The 22,169-nt window shown below is 51.5% G+C and carries 16 protein-coding genes; 4 read left to right on the top strand and 12 right to left on the bottom strand.

Annotation, left to right across the window (positions count from 1 at the left end; genetic code table 11):
• Positions 1-535: 535 nt before the first annotated feature.
• On the top strand, positions 536-2,038 hold the full coding sequence (gene proP / locus FDW88_RS07710) for a glycine betaine/L-proline transporter ProP (RefSeq protein ID WP_096758647.1): 1,503 nt from the start codon (positions 536-538) through the stop codon (positions 2,036-2,038).
• A gap of 157 nt (positions 2,039-2,195) precedes the next feature.
• Positions 2,196-2,285: an LpxT activity modulator PmrR gene (gene pmrR, locus FDW88_RS07715; RefSeq protein ID WP_096758646.1), complete on the top strand. Its 90-nt coding sequence runs from the start codon at positions 2,196-2,198 to the stop codon at positions 2,283-2,285.
• On the opposite strand, the gene pmrB is transcribed toward pmrR, so the two are convergent.
• The 7 genes from pmrB to melR form a co-directional block, all read right to left on the bottom strand.
• A complete protein-coding gene (pmrB, locus tag FDW88_RS07720) occupies positions 2,279-3,352 on the bottom strand; it encodes a two-component system sensor histidine kinase PmrB (protein ID WP_170974158.1) in 1,074 nt (357 codons plus the stop codon). The two genes, pmrR and pmrB, sit on opposite strands and share 7 nt — an antisense overlap.
• Positions 3,353-3,361: 9 nt before the next feature.
• The gene (gene pmrA, locus FDW88_RS07725) at positions 3,362-4,030 is read right to left on the bottom strand and encodes a two-component system response regulator PmrA (RefSeq protein WP_137362320.1); all 669 of its coding nucleotides are present in this window, start codon (positions 4,028-4,030) and stop codon (positions 3,362-3,364) included.
• A 4-nt stretch (positions 4,031-4,034) separates the two neighbouring features.
• The gene (gene eptA, locus FDW88_RS07730) at positions 4,035-5,672 is read right to left on the bottom strand and encodes a phosphoethanolamine transferase EptA (protein WP_137362321.1); all 1,638 of its coding nucleotides are present in this window, start codon (positions 5,670-5,672) and stop codon (positions 4,035-4,037) included.
• A 136-nt stretch (positions 5,673-5,808) separates the two neighbouring features.
• Entirely contained in the window at positions 5,809-7,146 is a 1,338-nt protein-coding gene (adiC, locus tag FDW88_RS07735) for an arginine/agmatine antiporter (RefSeq protein ID WP_096758642.1), read from the bottom strand.
• A 127-nt stretch (positions 7,147-7,273) separates the two neighbouring features.
• Positions 7,274-8,035 carry an AraC family transcriptional regulator gene (locus tag FDW88_RS07740; protein WP_137362322.1) on the bottom strand — a complete coding sequence of 254 codons (762 nt, stop codon included), beginning with the start codon at positions 8,033-8,035 and terminating at the stop codon, positions 7,274-7,276.
• Between the two features lie 313 nt (positions 8,036-8,348).
• Positions 8,349-10,616 carry an arginine decarboxylase gene (adiA, locus tag FDW88_RS07745; RefSeq protein ID WP_137362323.1) on the bottom strand — a complete coding sequence of 756 codons (2,268 nt, stop codon included), beginning with the start codon at positions 10,614-10,616 and terminating at the stop codon, positions 8,349-8,351.
• A 199-nt stretch (positions 10,617-10,815) separates the two neighbouring features.
• Positions 10,816-11,748: a transcriptional regulator MelR gene (gene melR, locus FDW88_RS07750; protein ID WP_117343567.1), complete on the bottom strand. Its 933-nt coding sequence runs from the start codon at positions 11,746-11,748 to the stop codon at positions 10,816-10,818.
• A gap of 268 nt (positions 11,749-12,016) precedes the next feature.
• Here melR and melA point away from each other — a divergent pair, with 268 nt between their 5' ends.
• Both melA and melB read left to right on the top strand, forming a co-directional pair.
• The gene (gene melA / locus FDW88_RS07755) at positions 12,017-13,372 is read left to right on the top strand and encodes an alpha-galactosidase (RefSeq protein ID WP_115259658.1); all 1,356 of its coding nucleotides are present in this window, start codon (positions 12,017-12,019) and stop codon (positions 13,370-13,372) included.
• A 91-nt stretch (positions 13,373-13,463) separates the two neighbouring features.
• Positions 13,464-14,894, top strand: a complete 1,431-nt coding sequence (gene melB, locus FDW88_RS07760; protein WP_137362324.1) for a melibiose:sodium transporter MelB — start codon at positions 13,464-13,466, stop codon at positions 14,892-14,894.
• A gap of 36 nt (positions 14,895-14,930) precedes the next feature.
• Here melB and FDW88_RS07765 read toward each other — a convergent pair whose 3' ends face one another.
• From FDW88_RS07765 to FDW88_RS07785, 5 genes are all read right to left on the bottom strand, one after another.
• Positions 14,931-15,563, bottom strand: a complete 633-nt coding sequence (locus FDW88_RS07765) for a DUF2238 domain-containing protein (protein WP_137362325.1) — start codon at positions 15,561-15,563, stop codon at positions 14,931-14,933.
• A 160-nt stretch (positions 15,564-15,723) separates the two neighbouring features.
• Entirely contained in the window at positions 15,724-17,370 is a 1,647-nt protein-coding gene (gene fumA / locus FDW88_RS07770) for a class I fumarate hydratase FumA (RefSeq protein ID WP_096758638.1), read from the bottom strand.
• 95 nt (positions 17,371-17,465) lie between these two features.
• Positions 17,466-18,806: an anaerobic C4-dicarboxylate transporter DcuB gene (dcuB, locus tag FDW88_RS07775; protein ID WP_096758637.1), complete on the bottom strand. Its 1,341-nt coding sequence runs from the start codon at positions 18,804-18,806 to the stop codon at positions 17,466-17,468.
• A 750-nt stretch (positions 18,807-19,556) separates the two neighbouring features.
• Complete coding sequence (dcuR, locus tag FDW88_RS07780) at positions 19,557-20,276, bottom strand: two-component system response regulator DcuR (protein ID WP_096758636.1); 720 nt, start codon at positions 20,274-20,276, stop codon at positions 19,557-19,559.
• A complete protein-coding gene (locus FDW88_RS07785) occupies positions 20,273-21,904 on the bottom strand; it encodes a sensor histidine kinase (RefSeq protein WP_137362326.1) in 1,632 nt (543 codons plus the stop codon). Before FDW88_RS07785 ends, dcuR begins: the two co-directional genes overlap by 4 nt.
• Between the last annotated feature and the right edge of the window lie 265 nt (positions 21,905-22,169).

The following is a 22,169-nucleotide window of genomic DNA, read 5'->3' on the forward strand; positions in this document are numbered from 1 at the left end:
TGCGTCTGGAATTAGTGTGCATTCATAAGAACGATGATTCAATCAAAATAAAACAGCGTTTTAGTTATCTTCATCACATATTTCACGCAAAAATTCCTAAAGCTTCCGATTATTAAAAAACCTGTGAATAAGTTGTAACGGGATTAGGTGTTTTTTTGCCTGGCAGGGTAATAATGACGTTCGTGATTGTTGATGCTGAAAAGCGATTTTTACTTGTAGTAAATAGGGAATTAATCGCAACCCTGGTGTGTAAAAAAGTTGACTAAGAATGACCTTATTTACGCAGGTTGACGAAATGAAATACTATGTGTGAAGTTGATCACAGATTTAAACACTGTTAGGGTAAAGAGGTCATTAACCGCCCAATCAGGCGTCAACAGGTTCGGTTGTACTGCGCATTGCCGTTCAGTGTAAGTAAACCTGCTACGCTTGTTACAGGGATTGCGCCTGTGCATTCCCCGCTCGGCGATGACCTTAGCGCATGCTGCGTTGGGAGAGTCTCGTGCGCGACAGGGCTAAGTCTATGAGGACTGGTATGCTAAAAAGGAAAAAAATAAAACCCATTACGCTTCGCGACGTCACCATTATTGATGACGGTAAACTGCGAAAAGCCATTACCGCAGCGTCGCTGGGTAATGCGATGGAATGGTTCGATTTTGGCGTTTATGGATTTGTTGCTTACGCATTAGGTAAAGTGTTCTTTCCGGGGGCTGACCCCAGCGTGCAGATGGTTGCTGCACTCGCCACCTTCTCCGTTCCCTTTCTGATTCGACCGCTTGGCGGACTGTTCTTCGGTATGCTCGGCGATAAATACGGTCGCCAGAAGATCCTCGCTATCACCATTGTCATTATGTCGATAAGCACCTTCTGTATTGGGCTTATCCCGTCGTATGCCTCGATTGGTATCTGGGCGCCAATATTGCTGTTGCTGTGTAAGATGGCGCAGGGATTCTCGGTGGGCGGGGAATACACCGGTGCTTCGATTTTCGTCGCGGAATATTCCCCGGACCGTAAGCGCGGATTTATGGGCAGCTGGCTGGACTTTGGCTCGATTGCCGGGTTTGTGCTGGGTGCGGGCGTAGTCGTGCTGATCTCGACCGTCGTCGGTGAGGAAAACTTCCTTGAGTGGGGCTGGCGTATTCCGTTCTTTATCGCGCTGCCGTTAGGACTGATTGGTCTGTATCTGCGCCACGCGCTGGAAGAAACCCCGGCGTTTCAGCAGCATGTCGATAAGCTGGAACAGGGCGATCGCCAGGGGCTGCAGGAAGGGCCGAAGGTTTCGTTTAAAGAAATCGCCACTAAACACTGGCGTAGTCTGCTGGCGTGTACCGGTCTGGTGATTGCCACCAACGTCACCTATTACATGCTGCTCACCTACATGCCGAGCTATCTGTCGCATAACCTGCATTACTCTGAAGATCACGGTGTGCTGATTATTATCGCCATTATGATTGGTATGCTGTTTGTGCAACCGATAATGGGGCTGCTCAGTGACCGTTTCGGGCGTCGACCGTTTGTGATCATGGGCAGTATTGCGCTGTTTGTGCTGGCCATCCCGGCTTTCATCCTGATTAACAGTAACGTCATCGGCCTGATTTTTGCCGGTTTACTGATGCTGGCGGTGATCCTCAACTGCTTTACCGGGGTGATGGCGTCAACGTTACCGGCAATGTTCCCGACGCACATTCGTTACAGTGCGCTGGCTGCGGCATTTAATATTTCGGTACTGATTGCTGGTCTGACACCGACGCTGGCCGCCTGGCTGGTGGAAAGTTCGCAGAACCTGATGATGCCGGCTTACTATCTGATGGTGGTTGCGGTGGTCGGTTTAATTACCGGTATAACCATGAAAGAGACCGCTAACCAGCCGCTGAAAGGGGCGACGCCTGCCGCTTCGGATATTCAGGAAGCGAAAGAAATCCTCGGCGAGCACTACGATAATATCGAGCAGAAGATTGAAGATATCGATCAGGAAATTGCGGATTTGCAGGTTAAGCGTTCACGCCTGGTCCAGCAGCATCCGCGTATTGATGAGTAATCGTGTTATTGCCTGATGGCGCGCAGCTTTCAGGCCTACGGGTAGCGTTGTACTCAGTAGGCCGGATAAGGCGTTAGCCGCCATCCGGCGCGTGGCCTTAAGGTTGGCTTAATCTCTGTCAGGCAAACTCTCCTCCATACTATCGGAGGAGAGTGTCATGAAAACCCGTATCTATGAAAGTTTAACCACCGTGTGCAGCCTGCTGATTGTGAGCAGCTTTGTGTACGTGTGGGTGAGCTCTTACTGATCTTTCTCCAGTACTACGCTGGCTCGGGTGCCGGTGGCTCCCGTGCGATTTTGCAAAAAGAACTGTCCGCGATGGAGCTGGGTGATGCGGCTGACAATGCTCAGCCCCAGTCCAATACCGCCAAAACGACTGTCCATGCGCACAAACGCTTTGCTTAACTCCCCGCATTTACTTTCATCAATGCCCGGCCCTTCGTCTTCAATGACCATTTGCGCCTCCGGGTCAGTATGCAGGCTAATTCTAATATTACTGCCCTCCGGGCTGTAACGATGCGCATTTTCGACTAAGTTACGCAGCAGCATACGCAACAGCGTAACGTCGCCACGCACCACGACATCGGTAGCGCTCTCGGGTAATAGAAGCGTTTGTTGCCGCTGATCCAGCATGGTGCTGAGTTCATCGTAGGCAGGCAGTATGACGTCCTCCAGCAGTTTGACATGCTGGTAATCCCCCGCCGAAAACGACTGACCCACGCGGGCAAGCTGCAGCAGCTGCGACACGCTGTCCATCATTTGGTCTAAGCGGGCAATAAGCGGTGAAACGTCCACGTTGTGGGTTTTTGACAGTAATTCCAGGTGCAGGCGAACGCCAGATAACGGTGTGCGCAGCTCGTGAGCGACGTCGGCAGTAAACAGACGCTCATTGTCGAGAGTGTTGGTGAGTCGCGTCACCAGCTGATTCAGTGCCGTGACGACCGCCTGTATCTCAACGGTAGAGCTGCGGATCTCAATGGGGGTCAGGTTATCGGCCGTGCGCGCCTCTAACTCTTTTTGCAGGTTGACAAGCGGGCGGGTGATCCGTCGCACTGCCTGATAGCAAATCAGTAGCGTCAGACTGACCATAAAAATGCCGGGGACGATCAGGCTGGCGATGGCCTCGCGAATCTCATGCATGATGTGGCGATCGTTGTTACGGTTTTCGCGTAACGCCTGTTCGAACAGCTGTATTTGTTCGGTGCTTTCATGCCACAGCCAGAAGGTGCTAATCAGCTGAAAGACCACCAGAATCAGGCCGATCGTTATCATCAAACGATGGCGCAGCGGCAGCGGCTGTTTTAAATAACGTATCAGCTTCACTTAGCTTTCCTCAGTGGCAACCAGCATGTAGCCAAATCCCCTGACCGTGCGAATACGGGCTTTACCCACTTTATCGCGCAGGTTGTGAATGTGAACTTCCAGCGTATTGGTCGACGGTTCGTTATCCCAGCTGTAGATATCGTTATACAGGATTTCCCGGTGTACCGGGCTGCCCGCTTTGAGCATTAAGCGCGACAGCAGCGCGTACTCTTTCGGCGTTAAGATAACCTCTTGCCCGGTCATCCACACCTGGCGACGACCAATGTTCAGCTTCAGGTTACCGACAATCAGCTCGCTCTCGCCCTGATTGTTATGGCGACGCAGCAGCGCCCGAATACGGGCATGCAGCTCTTCCAGTGCGAACGGTTTGACCAGATAGTCATCGGCACCGACATCCAGCCCGGCAACCCGGTCTTTGAGCGTGTCGCGGGCGGTGAGGATCAGCACCGGAATCGTGTATTTTTTCTGCCTGATACGGTTGAGAAAGTGCAGACCGTCTTCATCGGGCAAGCCGAGATCCAGCACCACCAGACTATAATGCCCGGTCTCCAGACATTGCTCTGCGGCACGGGCGGTTGACACGCCGTCGCAGGCATAGCCTTCCGTTTGGGCGGCAAGGATCAGTCCCTGTAATAACAGCGTATCGTCTTCAACAATCAGAATTTTCATTCAGTTAGCCTCCCCGGCATGGGTGCAGAATATCATCTGCCGCCTGGTAATTCCTGGTCTGTACGCCCGTTAATCCCAGCAGGGTTGAGAATAAATTATCCTGGGAGAAATCTTCTGCGCTGGCCCGTTTTTGCAAACATGTTTGCGAGATCTGGTAGCGCCGCTGGTAGTCCTCTGACAGCCACAGCAGCATCGGCACATGCTTTTGTGTTGCTGGCGCAATGGAATACGGCAGGCCGTGTAAATAGACGCCGTTTTCCCCTAACGATTCACCGTGATCGGAAAGATAGACCAGGCTGGTGGTGAAATTGTCCTGATGTGCTTTCAGTATATTGATTGCTTTATCAACAATATAGTCAACATACAGGATGGTATTGTCGTAGGTATTCACCAGTTGTTGCTGCGAGCAGGTTTGGATCTCATTGGTGTCGCAGGTTGGGGTGAATTTCTTGAACTGCGGCGGATAGCGGTTGTAATAGGTCGGGCCGTGGCTGCCGATGGTGTGCAGCACAATCACGCCGTCGCCCTGAAGATGGTTAATGTACTCTTCCAGCCCGTGGAACAGAACGTCGTCGTAGCATTCACCGTCGATGCACTGCCCCGGCAGATTTAGCTTGGTCATATTCTGATGCGGTACGCGATCGCATGCGCCTTTACAGCCGCCGTCGTTATCATTCCACAGCACGTTGATTCCCGCCCGCTGAATGACATCAAGTACGCCTTCCTGGTGGTGTGCCAGCTCTTCATCGTAGTGCGCGCGCGGCATATCGGAGAACATGCAGGGGACGGACACCGCCGTCGCCGTCCCGCAGGACGTGGTGCGCGGGAAATAGACCACGTCATCTTTTTCCAGCCGCGGGTTGGTCTGGCGTGAATACCCCGACAGCGAGAAGTTATCCCCGCGCGAGGTTTCTCCCAGCACCACGATGGTGAGATTTTTACGCTTTTCTTTCAGCATTAACGGATTGCGGTGGGCATCTTCGCCAATACGCACCAGCGGCAAATCGGCCAGGCGCTGGTGTGAATACCAGGACGAGGTGGCGACGATGCTGTTGGACGGGCTGAGGGATTTAACCAGCTCTTTGTTGTTGCGAAACAGTGAGGCGTAATCTTTGTAGAAGAAGGTGGCGACCAGTACGATCAGCAGTACCGAGACCAGGATATTTGCCCCCCGGTACAGCACGCTACGCAATACCGGCGTCGTTGGTTTAATTTTGATCCAGCAGACGATGATCGCCGCCAGAATACCGCTTATCCCGAGCGTGATGATCATTTGCGGCGTCAGCAAGGCGAAGGTTTCAGCGGGCGTGGTATCCATCATATTGGCGATCATCGAGCGGTCAATGATGATGCCGTAGGTCATGATGAAATATTGGGCAGAGGCACCCACCAGAATGAAAATGCAGGCCAACGGGCGGTTAAGCCACAGGAATGAAGCCAGCGTCAGCACAATGTTCATGACGCTGAAGGCCACCACCGGCATGGAGAGAAACACCAGCACGTTGCGCAGGGAGTCCAGCGGGAGGTCTTGCAGCACCTGCTTATAGAACGCGACGTTCAGAAAGGTGGCCAGATAAAAAGAGATCAGCAGCAGCCAGCTGATGTGCCCGAGAGTCGGTCTTTTAAACAGGTGCTTTAACATGAAGAGGAAATTCCATCGACTAAGTGGGGCAGATCCTCGCAAAGTAAAGTTAAGCCAACCTTAAGAACTTAAGATTGGCTTAATACCGGATGGCTGCGATGCCTTGTCCGGCCTATATGCACCCCTGCTGCTTACATTAATTATTGTTAACTGGGGCATCCAGTGGATACGGATTTTTATGGATCCGGTTGTAATTAAGGGCATACAGCGCGGTGATGATCATCAGCATCACGAATGACCACATCACCTCTTTGGCGCCCGAGCCGACCACTGCCCAGATGCAGTAGATAAATGCCACGAAGGTGACCAGCAAGTACAGGGGACGTGCTTTACCAAAGTGACCATGGCCCAGCAGCAGCAGGGCGGCACAGGTATACAGGTAAGGCACCAGCGTGAAGATGACCGAGACAGAAGAGACCAGGCCAAACTCTTTGGCGGCGTTCGGTGACATGCTGCTGAACTGGAAGAGAGTCATCAGGATCCCGACGATAATTAACCCGGCAACCGGCGTACCGGCTTTGTTGACGCGGGCGAAAATCGGTGGGAACAGACCGTCGTCGGCCGCCGCTTTTGCGGTTTGTCCGGCAAGTAACGTCCAGCCACCCAGTGAGCCGAGACACCCGGCCGCTGCGCAGAAGGAGACAATCGCGCCTGCGGTGTCACCCAATGCCATGCGTGCCGCATCGCCGAATGGTGAAGCCGAAACGCGCAGCGCCGCGTTAGGGATCATGCCCATAATCGCGGTGGTAGAAAGCACGTAGCAGACGGCGGCAATCAGTACCCCGCCAATGGTGGCGATAGGAACGTTACGTTTAGGGTTTTTGACCACGCCCGCAGCCACAGAAGCACTTTCTACCCCGATGAATGACCACAGGGTGACGTTCAAGGTGCTTTGGATCGCGCCGAAGGTGTTCATGCCGCTGACGTTCCAGGCTGCCATATAGGTTTCACCGCGAAACCAGAACCAGCCGAATACGGCAATCCCGACAATGGGCACCAGTGCCAGCACGGTAGCAATGGCCTGCACGCGGGTGATCATTTTCGGCCCGACGATATTCAGCAACACGAAGACCCACAGTACGGCGACGCAGGTCAGCGTTAACACCAGCGGATCTTTTAAGATGGGGAAAAAGTAGCTCAGGTAACCCACGCCAATGACCACCATCGCGATGTTACCGATCCAGCAGGCCAGCCAGTACAGGACGTTGGTTTGATAGCCTAAGAAGGGACCGAAGCAGCGGCGGGCATACGCGTAAGAACCACCGGGACTGGAGTCTAAGGACGACATTTTGGCGTACACCATCGACAGCGCCAGCGCGCCGATAATCGTGACCAGCCATCCGTAGATTGCAATCCCGCCAGTTGACGCCAGATTGGCGGGTAACAGGAATACACCGGAACCCATAATATTCCCCGACACCATTAAGGTGACGGGGATTAAGCCCACTTTGTGAGCATCAGCATCCGTCGACATATTTCTTAACTCCTGATAAGGATAAATGACGACGTATCATACCTCCGCAGAAGATGATTGAATTATGGCGAAAGGTGAGTATCGCCAATGCTGATATTATTATGGCTTATTGCTAAATGATTAAAAATCAGGCGGCCGTTTGTTCCCGGTGCAGGCTAACATAATGCAGTGGGGTCATCCCGTAGAACTCTTTGAATACAGAGATGAAGTATGACGTACTGTTATATCCGCACAGTTGTGACACCTGAGATATGTTTTTTCCGTCCATCAATAATTGATTGACGGCATAACGCATGCGACAGGTGGTAATTATTTGGCTGTAACTTGTATTTTCATTTTTGAGCTTTTTCTTTAACAAACTGGGGCTCAGGCACAGGCAACTGGCGACCAAACTCAAGTTCCAGTCTTTATGAATATCACTCTCAATGATGTGATAAACGCTGTCGCTAATACGACTGCGTAACATATGCATCAGCAGCGGGAGAAACTTTTTGCTGTCGAGAAAGCGTGATAGCACGGTGAACAGCAGTGCACGCGTCCGTTCTGCCTCCCCTTCGTTCAGCATTTCCATCACGCTGTGCTGGGCGGCGACCCGAAACACATCCGGCGTCAGGCAGGCAGCGGTCATTACCGGGCTGGCACTGCGTTGCCAGAGGGGGATTTGTGAGAGATCTTTATTTAAAAATCGTAAGTAATCTTTAATAATGTCGCGACTGATGTGAACCACCAGGGCGTTATTGAGTGAAGAGAAGTCGATAATATTATTATCACATGCCACCAGTGCCATGTGGTTGGCTTTTAAACTGATGGCTTCTTTACCGTTAATCCTTAACCAAACATCTTTCTCCGTTAATACAACAACACAAGCTTCTTTGCTGCAAACCCTCATACCCGAACTCCTGGAATATGAATATAAAATACCGTCGCTCGCCGAAGGGTGAGTAATACCGGTTAAATGGAATTGTATGATGAATCAAAACCTGCGATAAAATAGCGTGATTCAAAGGAATTACAATATCTGTGGGGATTATTGGGGTGTACATAATAATTTACGCGAGTGGCAACGTGTTTTCGCTGCATAAAAAAAGCGCGGGGTGGCCCCGCGCAAAAGGTATGACAATGTTATTGTTTTGCAGCAATACTCAGGAATTACTCAAGCATGACATGTCTACCTTAAACATCGGACTATCTATAAAGCGACATTATGCTTTCACGCACATGACGTGATACATGCCGTCGATAATTTCCGTTCCTTCGGTTTCATGTTCAAAGCCAGGGAAGTTATGGTCCCAGGATTGCAACGAACGCAGGTAACTTATCTGTGGGCTATTGGCATCGCCAAAGTTTTCCCCGGACAGCAGCATCGGGATTCCCGGTGGGTAAGGGATAACGGAATTGGCGGCAATACGGCCCGGCAGATTTTCGATGGCTACCATCTCAATGTTGTCGCTCACGATCGCGTTATAGGCTTCGCGCGGGGTGATTTCAGCGACAGGCAGGCCGGAGTAGGCCGCATTGAGGCGGCTACCTGGGTTATTTTCTTTCAGCCAGGCGAACATGGTGTCGCCCAGATCGTGAATGCCCATGTTGGCGTAAGTGTCAGGATGTTCCTCTACCAGTTCCGGCATCACCTGTGACAGCGGGGTATTGGTATCGTAATGGTGCTTGAAGGAACACAGTGTGTTGATAAGCGTGCCCCATTTCCCGCGGGTGATCCCCATTGAGAACAGGAACATAATCTGGAAGTCGGTGGTGCGGGTCGGTACGATACCGTGACGTCCAAGCCAGGCGGTGACCAGCGCGGCCGGCACGCCATTTTCTTCCAGCTCGCCGTCGTCGCCCATTCCCGGTGCCAGAATGCTGACCTTAATCGGGTCCAGCATGCTCCAGTTATCCGGCAGGTCTTTAAAGCCGTGCCAGGATTCACCCGGGCGCATCACCCAGCAATTCTGGTCGGTGGTCAGCAGTTGGGTCGGTGCATCCGCGAAGTCGTAGGTTTCGCCGGTTTGTGGATCGGTGACCACCTCTTTGTTCCACGGTTTGAAGAACCAGTCGCCCTCGGCGGTGAATTCTTTGTATAACCGTGCCATTGCCTGGCGGAAATCAACCGCTTCGTCGATCACTTCCTGAGTGAGCGACAGGCCGCTATTACCGTCCATCATTGAGACCGCCACGTCGTTTGAGGCGCAGATGGCATACAGCGGTGAGGTGGTGGCGTGCATCATATACGCCTGGTTAAAGCGGGAGAAATTCACCGCTCCACGGCCTTCACGCACGTGAATGTAAGAGGCCTGTGACAGCGCATTCAGCAGTTTGTGGGTGGAGTGCGTGGCAAATACGGTGGGGCCGTTATGGTCGCCCGGCTCTCCACGCATGGCGTAGTGGTCGTTGTAAATCGGGTTGAAGCGCGCATAGCCGTACCAGGCTTCATCGAAGTGTATACGATCGCTGGTTTGTGCCAGCAGGTCTTGCGCTTCTTTCGCGTTGTAGCAGACGCCGTCGTAGGTACAGTTAGTGACCACGCTGTAAGATGGCTTTTGCCCGGCTTTACCTTGCGTCAGCGGGCTTTCGCTGATTTTTTTCTGCAACGTTTCCGGCTGCATTTCCTGCGGGTAGATAGGCCCGATAATGCCGTAACGGTTACGGCTTGGCACCATATACACCGGTTTTGCCCCGGTGAGGATCAGCCCCTGCTCAATCGATTTATGGCAGTTTCGATCCAGAACGACCACGTCGTTGTCGGTCATGCAGGCCTGCATGATAGTGCGGTTAGAGCCGGATGTGCCGACCACTACGGACCACGAACGGTCAGCGCCAAAGACGCGGGCGGCATATTTTTCACTCTCGCCAAATGCGCCGGTGTGGTCAAGCAGCGAGCCGAGAGAGGCGCGTTCGATACCCATATCGCTACGGAACAGATTTTCACCGTAGTAATCATGGTAGAAACGACCCGCAGGGGTTTTGGTAAATCCGACGCCGCCCTGGTGGCCTGGTGCGGCCCAGGAATATTCATGGATGTCGCCGTATTTCATCAATGCGCTGAACAGTGGCGGCAGAAGCTGCTGGCGATAACGGGTCATTGCCGCAACGGCGCGCCCGGCGATAAAGTCGGCAGTATCTTCCAGAATCCAGGCGAATTCATCGACAAGCTCCAGCAGATCGCGATCCAGCGATGCGGTAGCTTTTTCCCGATCGCCCAGCAGGAAAACGGGAACATTTTGCTGGCGTTCGTGAAGCTTGCCGATCAATTGCCTGACGTTGAGGTGTTCGTCCTGTTGTTCCATTTGGTAGCTGAACATCAGGCAGTCAATGGCCTCATTGGCGGCCAGGATGGCGTAACCATCATCGAATGATGTGGACTTAATGACGGTCACATTTTGCCGACTTAGAGCGTCCGCCAGACGTTCGACCGCGTGGCCGACCCAGGTGTCCTGATGCAGAAATTCGCTTTCAACAATTAATACTTTCATCGTCTGTTTCCCGTAGTGGAGGATGTGTGACGAGGGCAAGTATTTACCTGATAAATACGGGAGTAAAGGGGGCGAAAATCAGGCGATTTTGTGTTTTTATTTTTTAAAAACAAATGGTTGATTGGTGCATTTGGCGATTTTTCCCCGTCGTTTATCGACAGGGGAATTATTTTTTTGGCTGATAGTGATATTGCCGGGGTCAGAGGGCTGAGGACTGTCGTCTTTGCTGACTCAGTTTGCGGTATTGCTGTGGTGACATGCCGACAAATTTGTTGAAGGTGTCGTAAAAGCGGCTGCTGGAGCGGAACCCGGCGGTCAGCGCCACGTCCAGAATCGTTTTATCGGTATCGCTTAGCAGCGCGCGGACGTGGTTGATCCGCATCGCGGTAATGTACTGCTTCATGGTGAGCTGCATTACGCGCTGGAAAATTCCCATCGCATAGTTGGCATTGAGCTTCACATGCTCCGCGACGTCGTTAATGGTGAGCGCCTGATCGTAGTTGTCGGCAATAAAGCTCAGCATCTGGCTGACATAAAACTGAGCGTGTCGGGAAACGCTGTTTTTGTGCGTGCGCGAGGTTTTATTGACCAGAATCGGCTGCCAGCCCGACAGGCTAAAGCGCTTAAGCATCAGACCAATTTCGTCGATCGCCAACTGGCGAATTTGTTCGTTCGGGCTGTTCACCTCTTGCTGCCAGCGCTGAACTTCAAAGGTGCTGAGCTGTTGCGTCGCCAGTGATTTAATGACCATGCCATGCGTGACGTGGTTGATCAGTTCGCGATCCAGCGGCCAGGAGAGAAACAGGTGCATCGGTAAATTGAAAATCGCCATCTGCTGGCAGGTACCCGGACGGGTGAGCTGGTGCGGCGTACAGGCCCAGAATAATGTGATATGTCCCTGTTTTATCTGCACCACTTCGTTATTGATAACATACTCAACGTCGCCATCGAACGGTACATTCACTTCCACCTGGCCGTGCCAGTGGCTGGAGTCCATGGCATGCGGCGGGCGCAGCTCGATATCCATGCGTTGATACTCTGAGTACAGCGTCAGCGGGCTGCGGGTCTGCTGTTCATCGCTACTGCACATATGTGGATCGGGAGGGAGAAGCGGTATCGGTAACGTCGTCATGGTCACTCCATTTCCTGAATGCTCAGAATCATGCCATTTGTATACAGATAAGACTGCGAATTGGGACGCAAATTGAGTCATTAGACCTCAGCATAGTAGAGTTTTTGGGCCACATACTCTGCTTTTCGGCTAATTTAATCCCATTAACTCAGATTCTGCGTGGGCAGAAAGGTGATCTGAGTTTTTGGGAATGCTCATTACAGAAGCCGGAGGCTTTCATCGCCATCGCGTGCCATCCTGACGATGACCAACAACGTTCTGGAGAGTGATGATGTCTGCACCCAAAATTACCTTTATCGGCGCCGGTTCCACGATTTTCGTCAAAAATATTCTCGGGGATGTCTTTCACCGCGATGCACTGAAATCTGCGCATATTGCCTTAATGGATATCGATCCCACACGCCTTGAAGAATCGCATATTGTGGTGCGCAAACTGATGGATTCGGCGGGCGCATCCGGTCACATTACCTGCCATACCGATCGGAAAGCGGCGTTGCAGGATGCCGACTTTGTGGTTGTCGCTTTCCAGATTGGCGGCTATGAGCCGTGTACCGTCACTGATTTTGACGTGTGTAAACGTCATGGTCTGGAACAAACCATTGCCGATACGCTGGGGCCGGGCGGCATTATGCGCGCGCTGCGCACCATCCCGCATTTATGGCAGATTTGTGAAGACATGACCGAAGTCTGCCCGCATGCCACGATGCTTAACTACGTCAATCCGATGGCGATGAACACCTGGGCTATGTATGCACGGTATCCGCAGATTAAACAGGTTGGGCTGTGCCATTCTGTTCAGGGGACGGCGGAGGAATTGGCGCGTGATTTGAATATCGATCCCGCCACGTTGCGCTACCGTAGCGCCGGGATCAACCATATGGCGTTTTACCTGGAGCTGGAACGAAAAACAGCAGAGGGCAGCTATGTGGATCTGTACCCGGAACTGCTGGCTGCTTATGAAGCCGGTCAGGCGCCGAAGCCTAATATTCACGGGAATAGCCGCTGCCAGAACATCGTGCGGTATGAGATGTTCAAAAAACTGGGGTACTTCGTTACTGAGTCTTCAGAACATTTTGCTGAATATACGCCGTGGTTTATTAAGCCGGGACGTGAAGACCTGATTGAGCGCTACAAGGTGCCGCTGGATGAATACCCGAAACGTTGCGTGGAACAACTGGCGAACTGGCATAAAGAGCTGGAGGAGTACAAAACGGCGGCGCGGATTGATATTAAACCGTCGCGGGAATATGCCAGCACGATCATGAATGCCATCTGGACCGGTGAGCCGAGTGTGATTTATGGCAATGTGCGTAATGACGGCCTGATCGATAACCTGCCACAGGGCTGCTGTGTGGAAGTGGCGTGTCTGGTTGATGCCAATGGCATTCAACCGACGAAGGTGGGCACTCTTCCATCGCATCTGGCGGCAATGATGCAAACCAATATCAATGTGCAGACCCTGCTGACCGAAGCCATCCTGACGGAAAACCGCGATCGGGTGTATCACGCGGCAATGATGGACCCCCATACCGCGGCAGTATTGGGTATTGAGGAGATTTATGCGCTGGTGGACGACCTGATCGCTTCACATGGCGACTGGTTACCGGCCTGGTTACATCGATAAGCCCCTTGCGCGCCGGCAGCATGTCCGGCGCCCGACGTCTCACGTTTCCTATTACAGAAGGCGGGCGCTGGTAACAGTGACCCGATACCCTATGAGCATATCTCTGACAACAAAACTCAGTTATGGATTTGGAGCGTTTGGTAAGGATTTCGCTATTGGTATTGTGTACATGTACCTGATGTATTACTACACCGATGTGGTGGGGTTATCGGTGGGTCTGGTCGGGACATTGTTCCTGGCGGCAAGGATTTGGGATGCGATTAACGATCCGATCATGGGCTGGATTGTTAACGCCACCCGCTCACGCTGGGGAAAGTTTAAACCCTGGATTCTAATCGGCACCCTGGCGAACTCGCTGGTGCTGTTCTTGCTATTTAGCGCCCATCTGTTCGAAGGGACAACGCAGGTTGTCTTTGTATGTGTCACCTACATTCTGTGGGGGATGACCTACACCATTATGGATATTCCCTTCTGGTCGCTGGTGCCGACCATTACGCTGGATAAACGCGAACGTGAGCAACTGGTGCCGTTTCCCCGCTTTTTCGCCAGCTTGTCCGGGTTTGTGACCGCCGGGGTAACGTTGCCCTTTGTCAGCTATGTTGGCGGGGCCGATCGCGGATTTGGTTTCCAGATGTTTACGCTGGTGCTGATCGCATTCTTTATCGTGTCGACATTCGTGACGCTACGTAATGTGCATGAGGTGTATTCGTCGGACAGCGATGCAACAGCTGACAGCAGTCGCCTGAGTTTGAAAGCGATCGTCGGACTTATCTATAAAAACGACCAGCTTTCCTGCTTGCTGGGCATGGCGCTGGCCTACAATATCGCGGCCAATATTATTGCGGGTTTTGCTATTTACTATTTTACCTACGTAATTGGCGATGCGGCCCTCTTCCCGTACTACATGTCCTACGCCGGTGCGGCTAATCTGCTGACGCTGATCCTTTTTCCTCGACTGGTGAAAGCGTTGTCCCGGCGGATCTTATGGGCTGGGGCATCGATAATGCCGGTACTTAGCTGCGGCGTGCTGTTGGCGATGGCATTAGCGGGTTTTCATAATACCCTGCTGATTGTGATTGCCGGGGTTTTACTGAACATTGGTTCGGCGCTTTTCTGGGTGCTACAGGTCATTATGGTCGCGGACACCGTCGATTACGGTGAATACAAGCTCAATGTACGTTGTGAAAGCATTGCCTATTCGGTACAAACCATGGTGGTCAAAGGGGGATCAGCGTTTGCTGCTTTCTTTATCGCGCTGGTGCTCGGGATAATTGGCTATCTGCCGAACGTTGAGCAGTCTGCCGAAACCATCGTGGGTATGCAATTCATTATGATAGCGCTACCGGCACTCTTTTTTATGGTCACGCTAATCCTCTACTTCCGTTTCTACCGACTGAACGGCGATACGCTGCGCCGGATCCAGATCCACTTGTTGGATAAGTACCGCAAGGTGCCTTCGGTGGATGAGCAACTGGATATACCGGTGGTTGCGGTAGCAACCGCCGGTGAAGCTAAGGCGTAAAGTACAGGCCGGATTAGCGTCAGCGACATCCGGCAATCAGTTCACGGTGATTAACCCATAGCGGCACAACTGCCGACAATGAACCCGCGCCAGCAGTATCACCGTGGTTAATGCGCCGAGCAGGGCGCAGAACATATCTGACTGGGTATCCCACGGATCGCCCTGCGTGCCAAGGAAATCATCTGCACCTTGACCCATCGCCAGCGCCGCCCACCATTCAATCAGTTCATAGGTGGCGCTGATCGCCAGCGCGACACAGCAGACTAAAAACGCCAACATCTTACGCCCACGGACAATATTGCCGCGTACTAAAATCTCTCTGGCCGTCAGGGCAGGTACCAGCCCCTGGAAGAAGTGGCCCAGCTTGTCATAAGGGTTGCGGCTCAGATTCAGCCACTCCTGAACATCAAAGCCAATCGGCACCTTAGCGTAGGTGTACATACCGCCCACCATCAGAATGATGGCATGCAAGAATATCAGCGTGTAGAGCAGCGGCGTCAGCGGGTAGCGCTTAACGGTCACCAGCAGCAACGGGACGACAATAATGACCGGCGTGACTTCCATCAGCCAGGTGATTTTTTCTGTGGCGCAGAAGCCGGTGTAGGCAAGAATGAGCGCCAGCACCAGTGCGCCAGTATTCAGCATCGAAGTATTCAGTGTGCGGATCATGATGATTTAGCGAGTAGTCGAAAAGGCTACTATTCATCGGGCGAGATAAAAATTCAATACCCGTTATTGAGGGGGGAGAGTGGCCCGGGGGGATCACCGGGCTGTCCTCAACGGTTGGGTGTCCAACGATTGGGAGCAGTCCGGTGCCGGGCCAGATAGGTTACTTCGCGCAGTTAGCGCATTGCTTGCTGACAATTTGCTGGAAGAAATCGTTGCCTTTGTCATCGACCAGGATGAAGGCCGGGAAATCTTCAACTTCGATTTTCCAAATAGCTTCCATACCCAGTTCCGGATACTCCACGCATTCCAGATGCTTAATGCTCTGCTGCGCCAGTACTGCCGCCGGACCGCCGATGCTGCCTAAGTAGAAGCCGCCGTGTTTATGGCAGGCGTCGGTCACCTGCTGGCTGCGGTTCCCTTTCGCCAGCATGATCATGCTGCCGCCGTGGGATTGCAGCAGATCAACGTAGGAGTCCATACGACCCGCGGTGGTTGGGCCTAAGGAGCCTGATGGATAACCCGCTGGTGTTTTTGCCGGACCCGCGTAGTAGATCGGGTGATCTTTCACGTACTGCGGCAGACCTTCACCGGAATCAATACGCTCTTTCAGCTTCGCATGGGCAATGTCGCGACCCACAATGATGGTGCCGCTTAACGACAGGCGCGTAGATACCGGGTATTGAGAAAGCTGGGCGAGGATCTCTTTCATCGGGCGGTTCAGGTCAACCTTAACCGCTTCACCTTCACCAGCCTGACGCAGCGATTCTGGAATGTACTGGGCTGGATTATGCTCCAGTTTTTCAATCCAGATACCGTCGCGATTAATTTTGGCCTTGATGTTACGGTCGGCAGAGCAGGATACACCCATGCCTACCGGGCAAGATGCACCGTGGCGAGGCAAGCGGATCACGCGGATATCGTGTGCGAAGTATTTGCCGCCAAACTGTGCGCCGAGACCCAGTTTCTGTGCTTCTTCAAGCAGTTCTTGTTCCAGTTGAACGTCACGGAACGCCTGACCATGGGCATTACCTTCGGTCGGCAGCGCGTCGTAGTAGTGCGTGCTGGCCAGTTTCACCGTTTTGAGGGTGCTTTCTGCTGAGGTGCCGCCAATGACAAAGGCGATGTGGTAAGGCGGGCAGGCCGCCGTACCCAGCGTGCGCATCTTATCAACCAGGTAATTTTTCAGCTTGCCGGGGGTCAGCAGTGCTTTCGTTTCCTGATAGAGGTACGTTTTGTTTGCTGAGCCGCCGCCTTTGGCCACACACAGGAATTTGTATTCGTCACCATCCACGCTGTACAGGTCGATTTGCGCGGGCAGGTTCGTCCCGGTATTGACCTCTTTGTACATATCCAGTGCGGCGTTTTGTGAATAGCGCAGGTTATCTTCAATGTAGGTATTAAAGACACCTTTGGAGAGCGCGGCTTCGTCCCCGCCACCGGTCCAGACGCGCTGGCCTTTTTTACCCATGATAATAGCCGTGCCGGTATCCTGACAGGTTGGCAGCACGCCTTTGGCGGCGATTTCAGAGTTTCTCAGGAACTGCAGCGCCACGTACTTATCGTTTTCGCTGGCTTCTGGATCGTGAAGAATGGAGGCGACTTGCTGCTGGTGTTCCGGGCGGAGCATGAAGGAGGCATCGTGGAAGGCTTGCTGGGCCAGGAGCGTCAGTGCTTCGGGTTCTACCTTGAGGATTGTCTCGCCTTCAAACTCGCCGACGCTGACGTGATCGGATGTCAGCAGATAGTACTCAGTTTTGTCTTCCCCCAGCGGGAAAGGCGCCTGGTAAGTGAATTCAACTTTTGACATTTGCTTCCAGCCTTTTCTTTTTTATCAGAAACGTAAATTGTTCTGCATCTTATGAGTAGCGTGCCGTACAAAAGTGGACGGCACGCGAAGTGTGATTACAGGAAACCGTACATTGCAGCGAACACCCAGCCAAATACACAGGATACGCTTACGCCGATCAAACCAGGCAGAATGAAGCTGTGGTTAATGACGAAGCGGCCAATGCGGGTGGTGCCGGAACGGTCAAACTGAATGGCCGCCAGATCGCTTGGGTAGGTCGGCAGAATGTAGTAACCGTAGCATGCCGGAGCAGAGGCAACGATGTACGCTGGATCAACGCCGATAGCCAGCGCGACCGGCACGATAGCCGCCAGCGCCGCAGCCTGGGAGTTTACAAACTTGGAGACCAACAGCAGGACAACCGCATAGGCCCACGGATATTCTTTCACCATCTCGCCCAGTACGCCCTGAATTTCAGACATATGTGCGCCGAACATGGTTTCCGCCATCCAGGCAATACCGTACACCGCTACAATCGCGATCATACCTGAACGGAAGACTTCATTTTTAGAGATAGATGCGGGGTTGGTTTTGGTCAGGATGATAATCAGTGCGCCAGTCAGCAGCATGAACATCTGGATAACCAGAACCATTGACAGCGGTTTGCCGCCAAAAGAAGGACGCAGTTCAGATACCGCACCCAGGACGGCAACGACAGCGATAGCGGCCAGGAAGATCCACATTGCCAGCCAGTTGCTCTTAGGCAGTTTTTTGTCTAACAGCGTAGCGGTGTCGCCATAGACATAGTGGTGGTTTTCAGGAACGGAAATGAACTTCTGAAAATCTTCGTCTTTGTCCAGATCTTTACCACGGAACCAGCTGAAGATACCGATCGCCAGAATACCCAGCAGGGTAGAGGGGATGGTGATAGCGAGCAGGTCGAGGAATTCGAGGTGCTTGCCTTCAAACGTTACGTTACCCAGCATCGCGACCAGTGACACGACGGCCACGGAAACCGGGCTGGCAATGATACCCATCTGCGCACCGATAGAACTCGCTGCCATCGGACGTTCCGGGCGAATATTGTTCTTAATCGCAACGTCATAGATGATAGGCAGAATGGTGTACACCACGTGACCTGTACCACACAGGATAGTCAGGGTGCAGGTGACAAACGGTGCCACGATGGAAACGTATTTTGGGTTACGACGCAGCAGCTTTTCAGCAATTTGCAGCATAACATCAAGACCGCCGGAGGCCTGCAAAGTTGCGGAAGCAGCGACCACGGCAATAATGACCAGCATAACGTCTACTGGCGGTTTACCCGGCTGGAGATGGAACACGAAAACCAGAATGACCAGACCTATACCGCCTAACAAACCCAGTGCGATACCGCCCTTTCTGGCACCATAAAACAAACATATTAATATTATAAGAAGCTGTATACTAAATAACATTTTATTTACCCTCGCAAAAAACTCAGTCAATTTTTGATAAATGGATCTGTGCCACGCTCTTTTATGCTGTAATAAGCATCAGAAAGCGGTCAATATTCGGTATGTCCGTATTTGTGATTAATGTTCAAATATCTGTCTAGAAAAATTTTAAACGTTATTGGAAATATTTAACTTTTTTCTGTGACTTTGTTCTGAGGAGAGAATCCTCAGGCGATGGGAAGCAGAGCATGTTATGAAGAGCATTGGCTGATGTTGTAGTGTAGGTACGTTGTCCCGGTTAACCGGAAACTTATCGTCAGCTTTACGTATTCTACTATTACGTGAACCACCGGCAGGATAGGTGAGTGTATTATTTATGTGATCACGCTCACGCCAATTCATGATGCTATGAGGTTGGCGAACGGATACTTTTATTTGCTCACAAAAATGTACGGTGTCCATAGTACGTAGCATGTTCTCCATTGCTACCGATATAGATTTTTATGTCTGGTTAAAATCAGACTAATCCTTTAGGGGTAAAAATACACATTCTGCGAGTTAGATAATACTTAATTAACTTTTGTTAGTGATTTTGAAATTAAAAACAGTGTGATGTTTGTCAATAATAAAATAGAGCGTTAACATGCTGGATACAATTATATTTGATCTAACGCAAATTCAGTATTTTGCTGTCTAAGACAGCAGTAGGGGGATTTTTCATTATTTTAATAACTGTTACTTTTATATAACGAATAATCCCCGTAATGCTGTTTATTGGCAGTATTGTTTTAGCAGCGAATAATGCTCAGCCTGAACGCGATAACGATACACCGGTCTGCCAGTCACGCCGTAATGAATGCTGGTAAATAAGATATGACAATTGACCAGCCAGATGAGGTACTTACGACAGGACACACGCGAGATATTGACTTCGTTCGCCAACTCATCAGTAGAGAACTCTTGATCCTGGTGCTCATCAATCCACTGGCACAAGGTACGTAACGTTTGAGGCGTTAATCCTTTGGGTAAGCGACGTGTTTCCTGCTCGGTAGAGGAACTGCCGTGAATCAACTGATCAAGCTCCGACTGTTCATAGTACTGATGTTTTTCCATCTCCGTCTTTTTATGCAGCCAGCCGGTAAGCGCTTCTTCAAAACGGGAAGCCTGAAAAGGTTTTATCAGATAATCGACGACCCCGTAGTGGAGCGAGTCCTTAATAGTGGTAGCATCGGCGGCGGAAGAGATGACAATGACGTCACATTTGCAGCCTTCGCTATGCAGAACGGGCAGCAGATCCAGACCGTTCTCTTTTTGCATATAAATGTCTAACAAAATCAGGTCGATATGATGTTCGCCATGAAAGAGTATTTCTTTGGCTTTCTCCAGCGTAGACGCTGTCCCACAGCAATGAAAACCGGAGAGCTGCGCCACATATCGGCGATTTAACTCCGCTACCATTGCGTCGTCATCGACAATTAAGACATTGATCATCTGCTGGCCCTCTCACCATTCCACGGTAACTGTACAAAAAATTGGGTGAAGATCCCAGGTTCAGATTCGACGGCGATATTGCCGCCAACACTTTCAACCTGCTGTTTAACAAGCGCTAAACCAACGCCCCGTTCGCTTCCTTTTGACGAGACGCCTTTCTCAAATATGTGGTCAATGCGATCGGGGGCGATCCCCGGACCATCGTCATTAACTTCACAATGTAACCAGCCGTGTCGATAGTGTAAGGATACGCTGATCTCACCACCGGCTTCTTGACCTAACGCTTCCAGTGCGTTTTCAATCAAATTCCCCAGAACGGTAATCAGCACGGTCACTTGATCTTCATTGCTATTTTCCGGTAATTGACTTTCATTACTAATGACAAGGGTATGGCCTAAATCGGATGTGCGATTAATCTTACTGAGTAAAAATCCCGCGATAACCGGGGACTTTATTTTTCCCAGCAATGAGCCGATTTCTTCCTGATAGTTGTTGGCTGTCTTAATTATATAAGTTTCCAACTGCTTATAACTTTTCAGATGCAATAATCCCAGAATCACGTGCAACTTATTCATGAATTCGTGGGATCGTTCACGAAGTGCATCGGCATAGTTGACCATACCATCCAGGCGTTGCATTAGTTTACGGACTTCCGTCTTATCCCTGAACGTTGAAATAGCACCGATGATTTTACCGTTGCTGATGACCGGCACAGTGTTGATCAGCAGTAGCCGGTCTTTCACGGTGATCTCTTCATCGCGCCGTGGTGTTCCATCACGTAAGACTTCAGAAAAATCGACCACCTGTGACCAGGCATGACTGAGCGTGGAGAGTTGCGCATCGTCTTGTGACTTGCGGTAATCCAGCAGTTCCTGGGCCGCCTGGTTTATCAGCGTGACTTCACCACTGTCGTCAACGGCAATTACGCCTTCCTTTATAGAGTGCAGCATCGCCTGGCGCTGTTCAAACAGGTTGGAGATTTCATAGGGTTCGAGGCCAAACAGAATACGTTTGAGCACCTTGACCAACACCCAGGTACCCAACAAGCCAACCAGAACACCAAATAAGACGGACCAGAAGATACTGTCGCGACTGTTATTAATCTGTTCAGTGACTCTGCTGAGCTCAAGGCCAATCGACACGACGCCAATTTGGCGGTGGTTTTCGTCATAGATGGGGGTAAACACACGCAGTGCTTTAGCCAGAAAGCCACGATTAATTGCGACGTTTTCTTTCCCTTCCAGGGCCAACAAAATATCGTCGCCTTTAAACCGCTGGCCGATTCGCTGGGCCTCGGGATGTGAATAACGGATGCTTTGCATATTCGTGACGACGATGAACAGGAAGTCGTTGCTTTTATTCACCGCCTGGGCAATCGCTTGAATGCCACTTTCTTGAGGCGCTTTCTGCAGACCCAGACGGATCTCCGGGGAGTCAGCCAGCGTTCGGGCCACCGCAAGGGCTTTGTCCGCTAAGGCATCGCGCGTCATATTGCTAATTTGTGAGAAGTAAATCAGATGAACGACGAGCAGCACGGAGAAAAGTACAGCACTGACCATGAGGATCACGGTGGTGCCGAGCTTCATCGGGCGTTTGCGTATAGCAGTACGTTGCAGAGCGTTTCTCATCACGGTCCTGGAATGACTGATTGTGTGGTTATTATCACCTGATGGGATACGTAATTCAAAGATGGTAGGGGGATTATGGGGCTACTGCCGTTTGCTCTCCTTATATATAGAGTAGAAAACGGGTATGCGTTGGTTTCTTCTTTATAGGATAGGGAATTCCAGGTCGATTTCCATGGGATTCCGTAATATGAGGTTAGAGATTCTGACGGCTTTGTGGATAACTCTGTGTGTAAATGGGTATAAGGCGGGGTTTTGCTGTGGAATG

Origin of the sequence: Citrobacter sp. wls829 (assembly GCF_005280825.1) — a bacterium.
GTDB lineage: Bacteria > Pseudomonadota > Gammaproteobacteria > Enterobacterales > Enterobacteriaceae > Citrobacter > Citrobacter gillenii.

Coding starts and splice junctions, on each gene's coding strand:
- FDW88_RS07765 (WP_137362325.1), bottom strand. CDS start 15,563: ATGATCCGCACACTGAATACTTCGATGCTGAATACTGGCGCACTGGTG.
- melR (WP_117343567.1), bottom strand. CDS start 11,748: ATGACGACGTTACCGATACCGCTTCTCCCTCCCGATCCACATATGTGC.
- melB (WP_137362324.1), top strand. CDS start 13,464: ATGAGCATATCTCTGACAACAAAACTCAGTTATGGATTTGGAGCGTTT.
- FDW88_RS07785 (WP_137362326.1), bottom strand. CDS start 21,904: ATGAGAAACGCTCTGCAACGTACTGCTATACGCAAACGCCCGATGAAG.
- proP (WP_096758647.1), top strand. CDS start 536: ATGCTAAAAAGGAAAAAAATAAAACCCATTACGCTTCGCGACGTCACC.
- melA (WP_115259658.1), top strand. CDS start 12,017: ATGATGTCTGCACCCAAAATTACCTTTATCGGCGCCGGTTCCACGATT.
- pmrR (WP_096758646.1), top strand. CDS start 2,196: ATGAAAACCCGTATCTATGAAAGTTTAACCACCGTGTGCAGCCTGCTG.
- adiA (WP_137362323.1), bottom strand. CDS start 10,616: ATGAAAGTATTAATTGTTGAAAGCGAATTTCTGCATCAGGACACCTGG.
- dcuR (WP_096758636.1), bottom strand. CDS start 20,276: ATGATCAATGTCTTAATTGTCGATGACGACGCAATGGTAGCGGAGTTA.
- FDW88_RS07740 (WP_137362322.1), bottom strand. CDS start 8,035: ATGAGGGTTTGCAGCAAAGAAGCTTGTGTTGTTGTATTAACGGAGAAA.
- eptA (WP_137362321.1), bottom strand. CDS start 5,672: ATGTTAAAGCACCTGTTTAAAAGACCGACTCTCGGGCACATCAGCTGG.
- dcuB (WP_096758637.1), bottom strand. CDS start 18,806: ATGTTATTTAGTATACAGCTTCTTATAATATTAATATGTTTGTTTTAT.
- pmrA (WP_137362320.1), bottom strand. CDS start 4,030: ATGAAAATTCTGATTGTTGAAGACGATACGCTGTTATTACAGGGACTG.
- fumA (WP_096758638.1), bottom strand. CDS start 17,370: ATGTCAAAAGTTGAATTCACTTACCAGGCGCCTTTCCCGCTGGGGGAA.
- adiC (WP_096758642.1), bottom strand. CDS start 7,146: ATGTCGACGGATGCTGATGCTCACAAAGTGGGCTTAATCCCCGTCACC.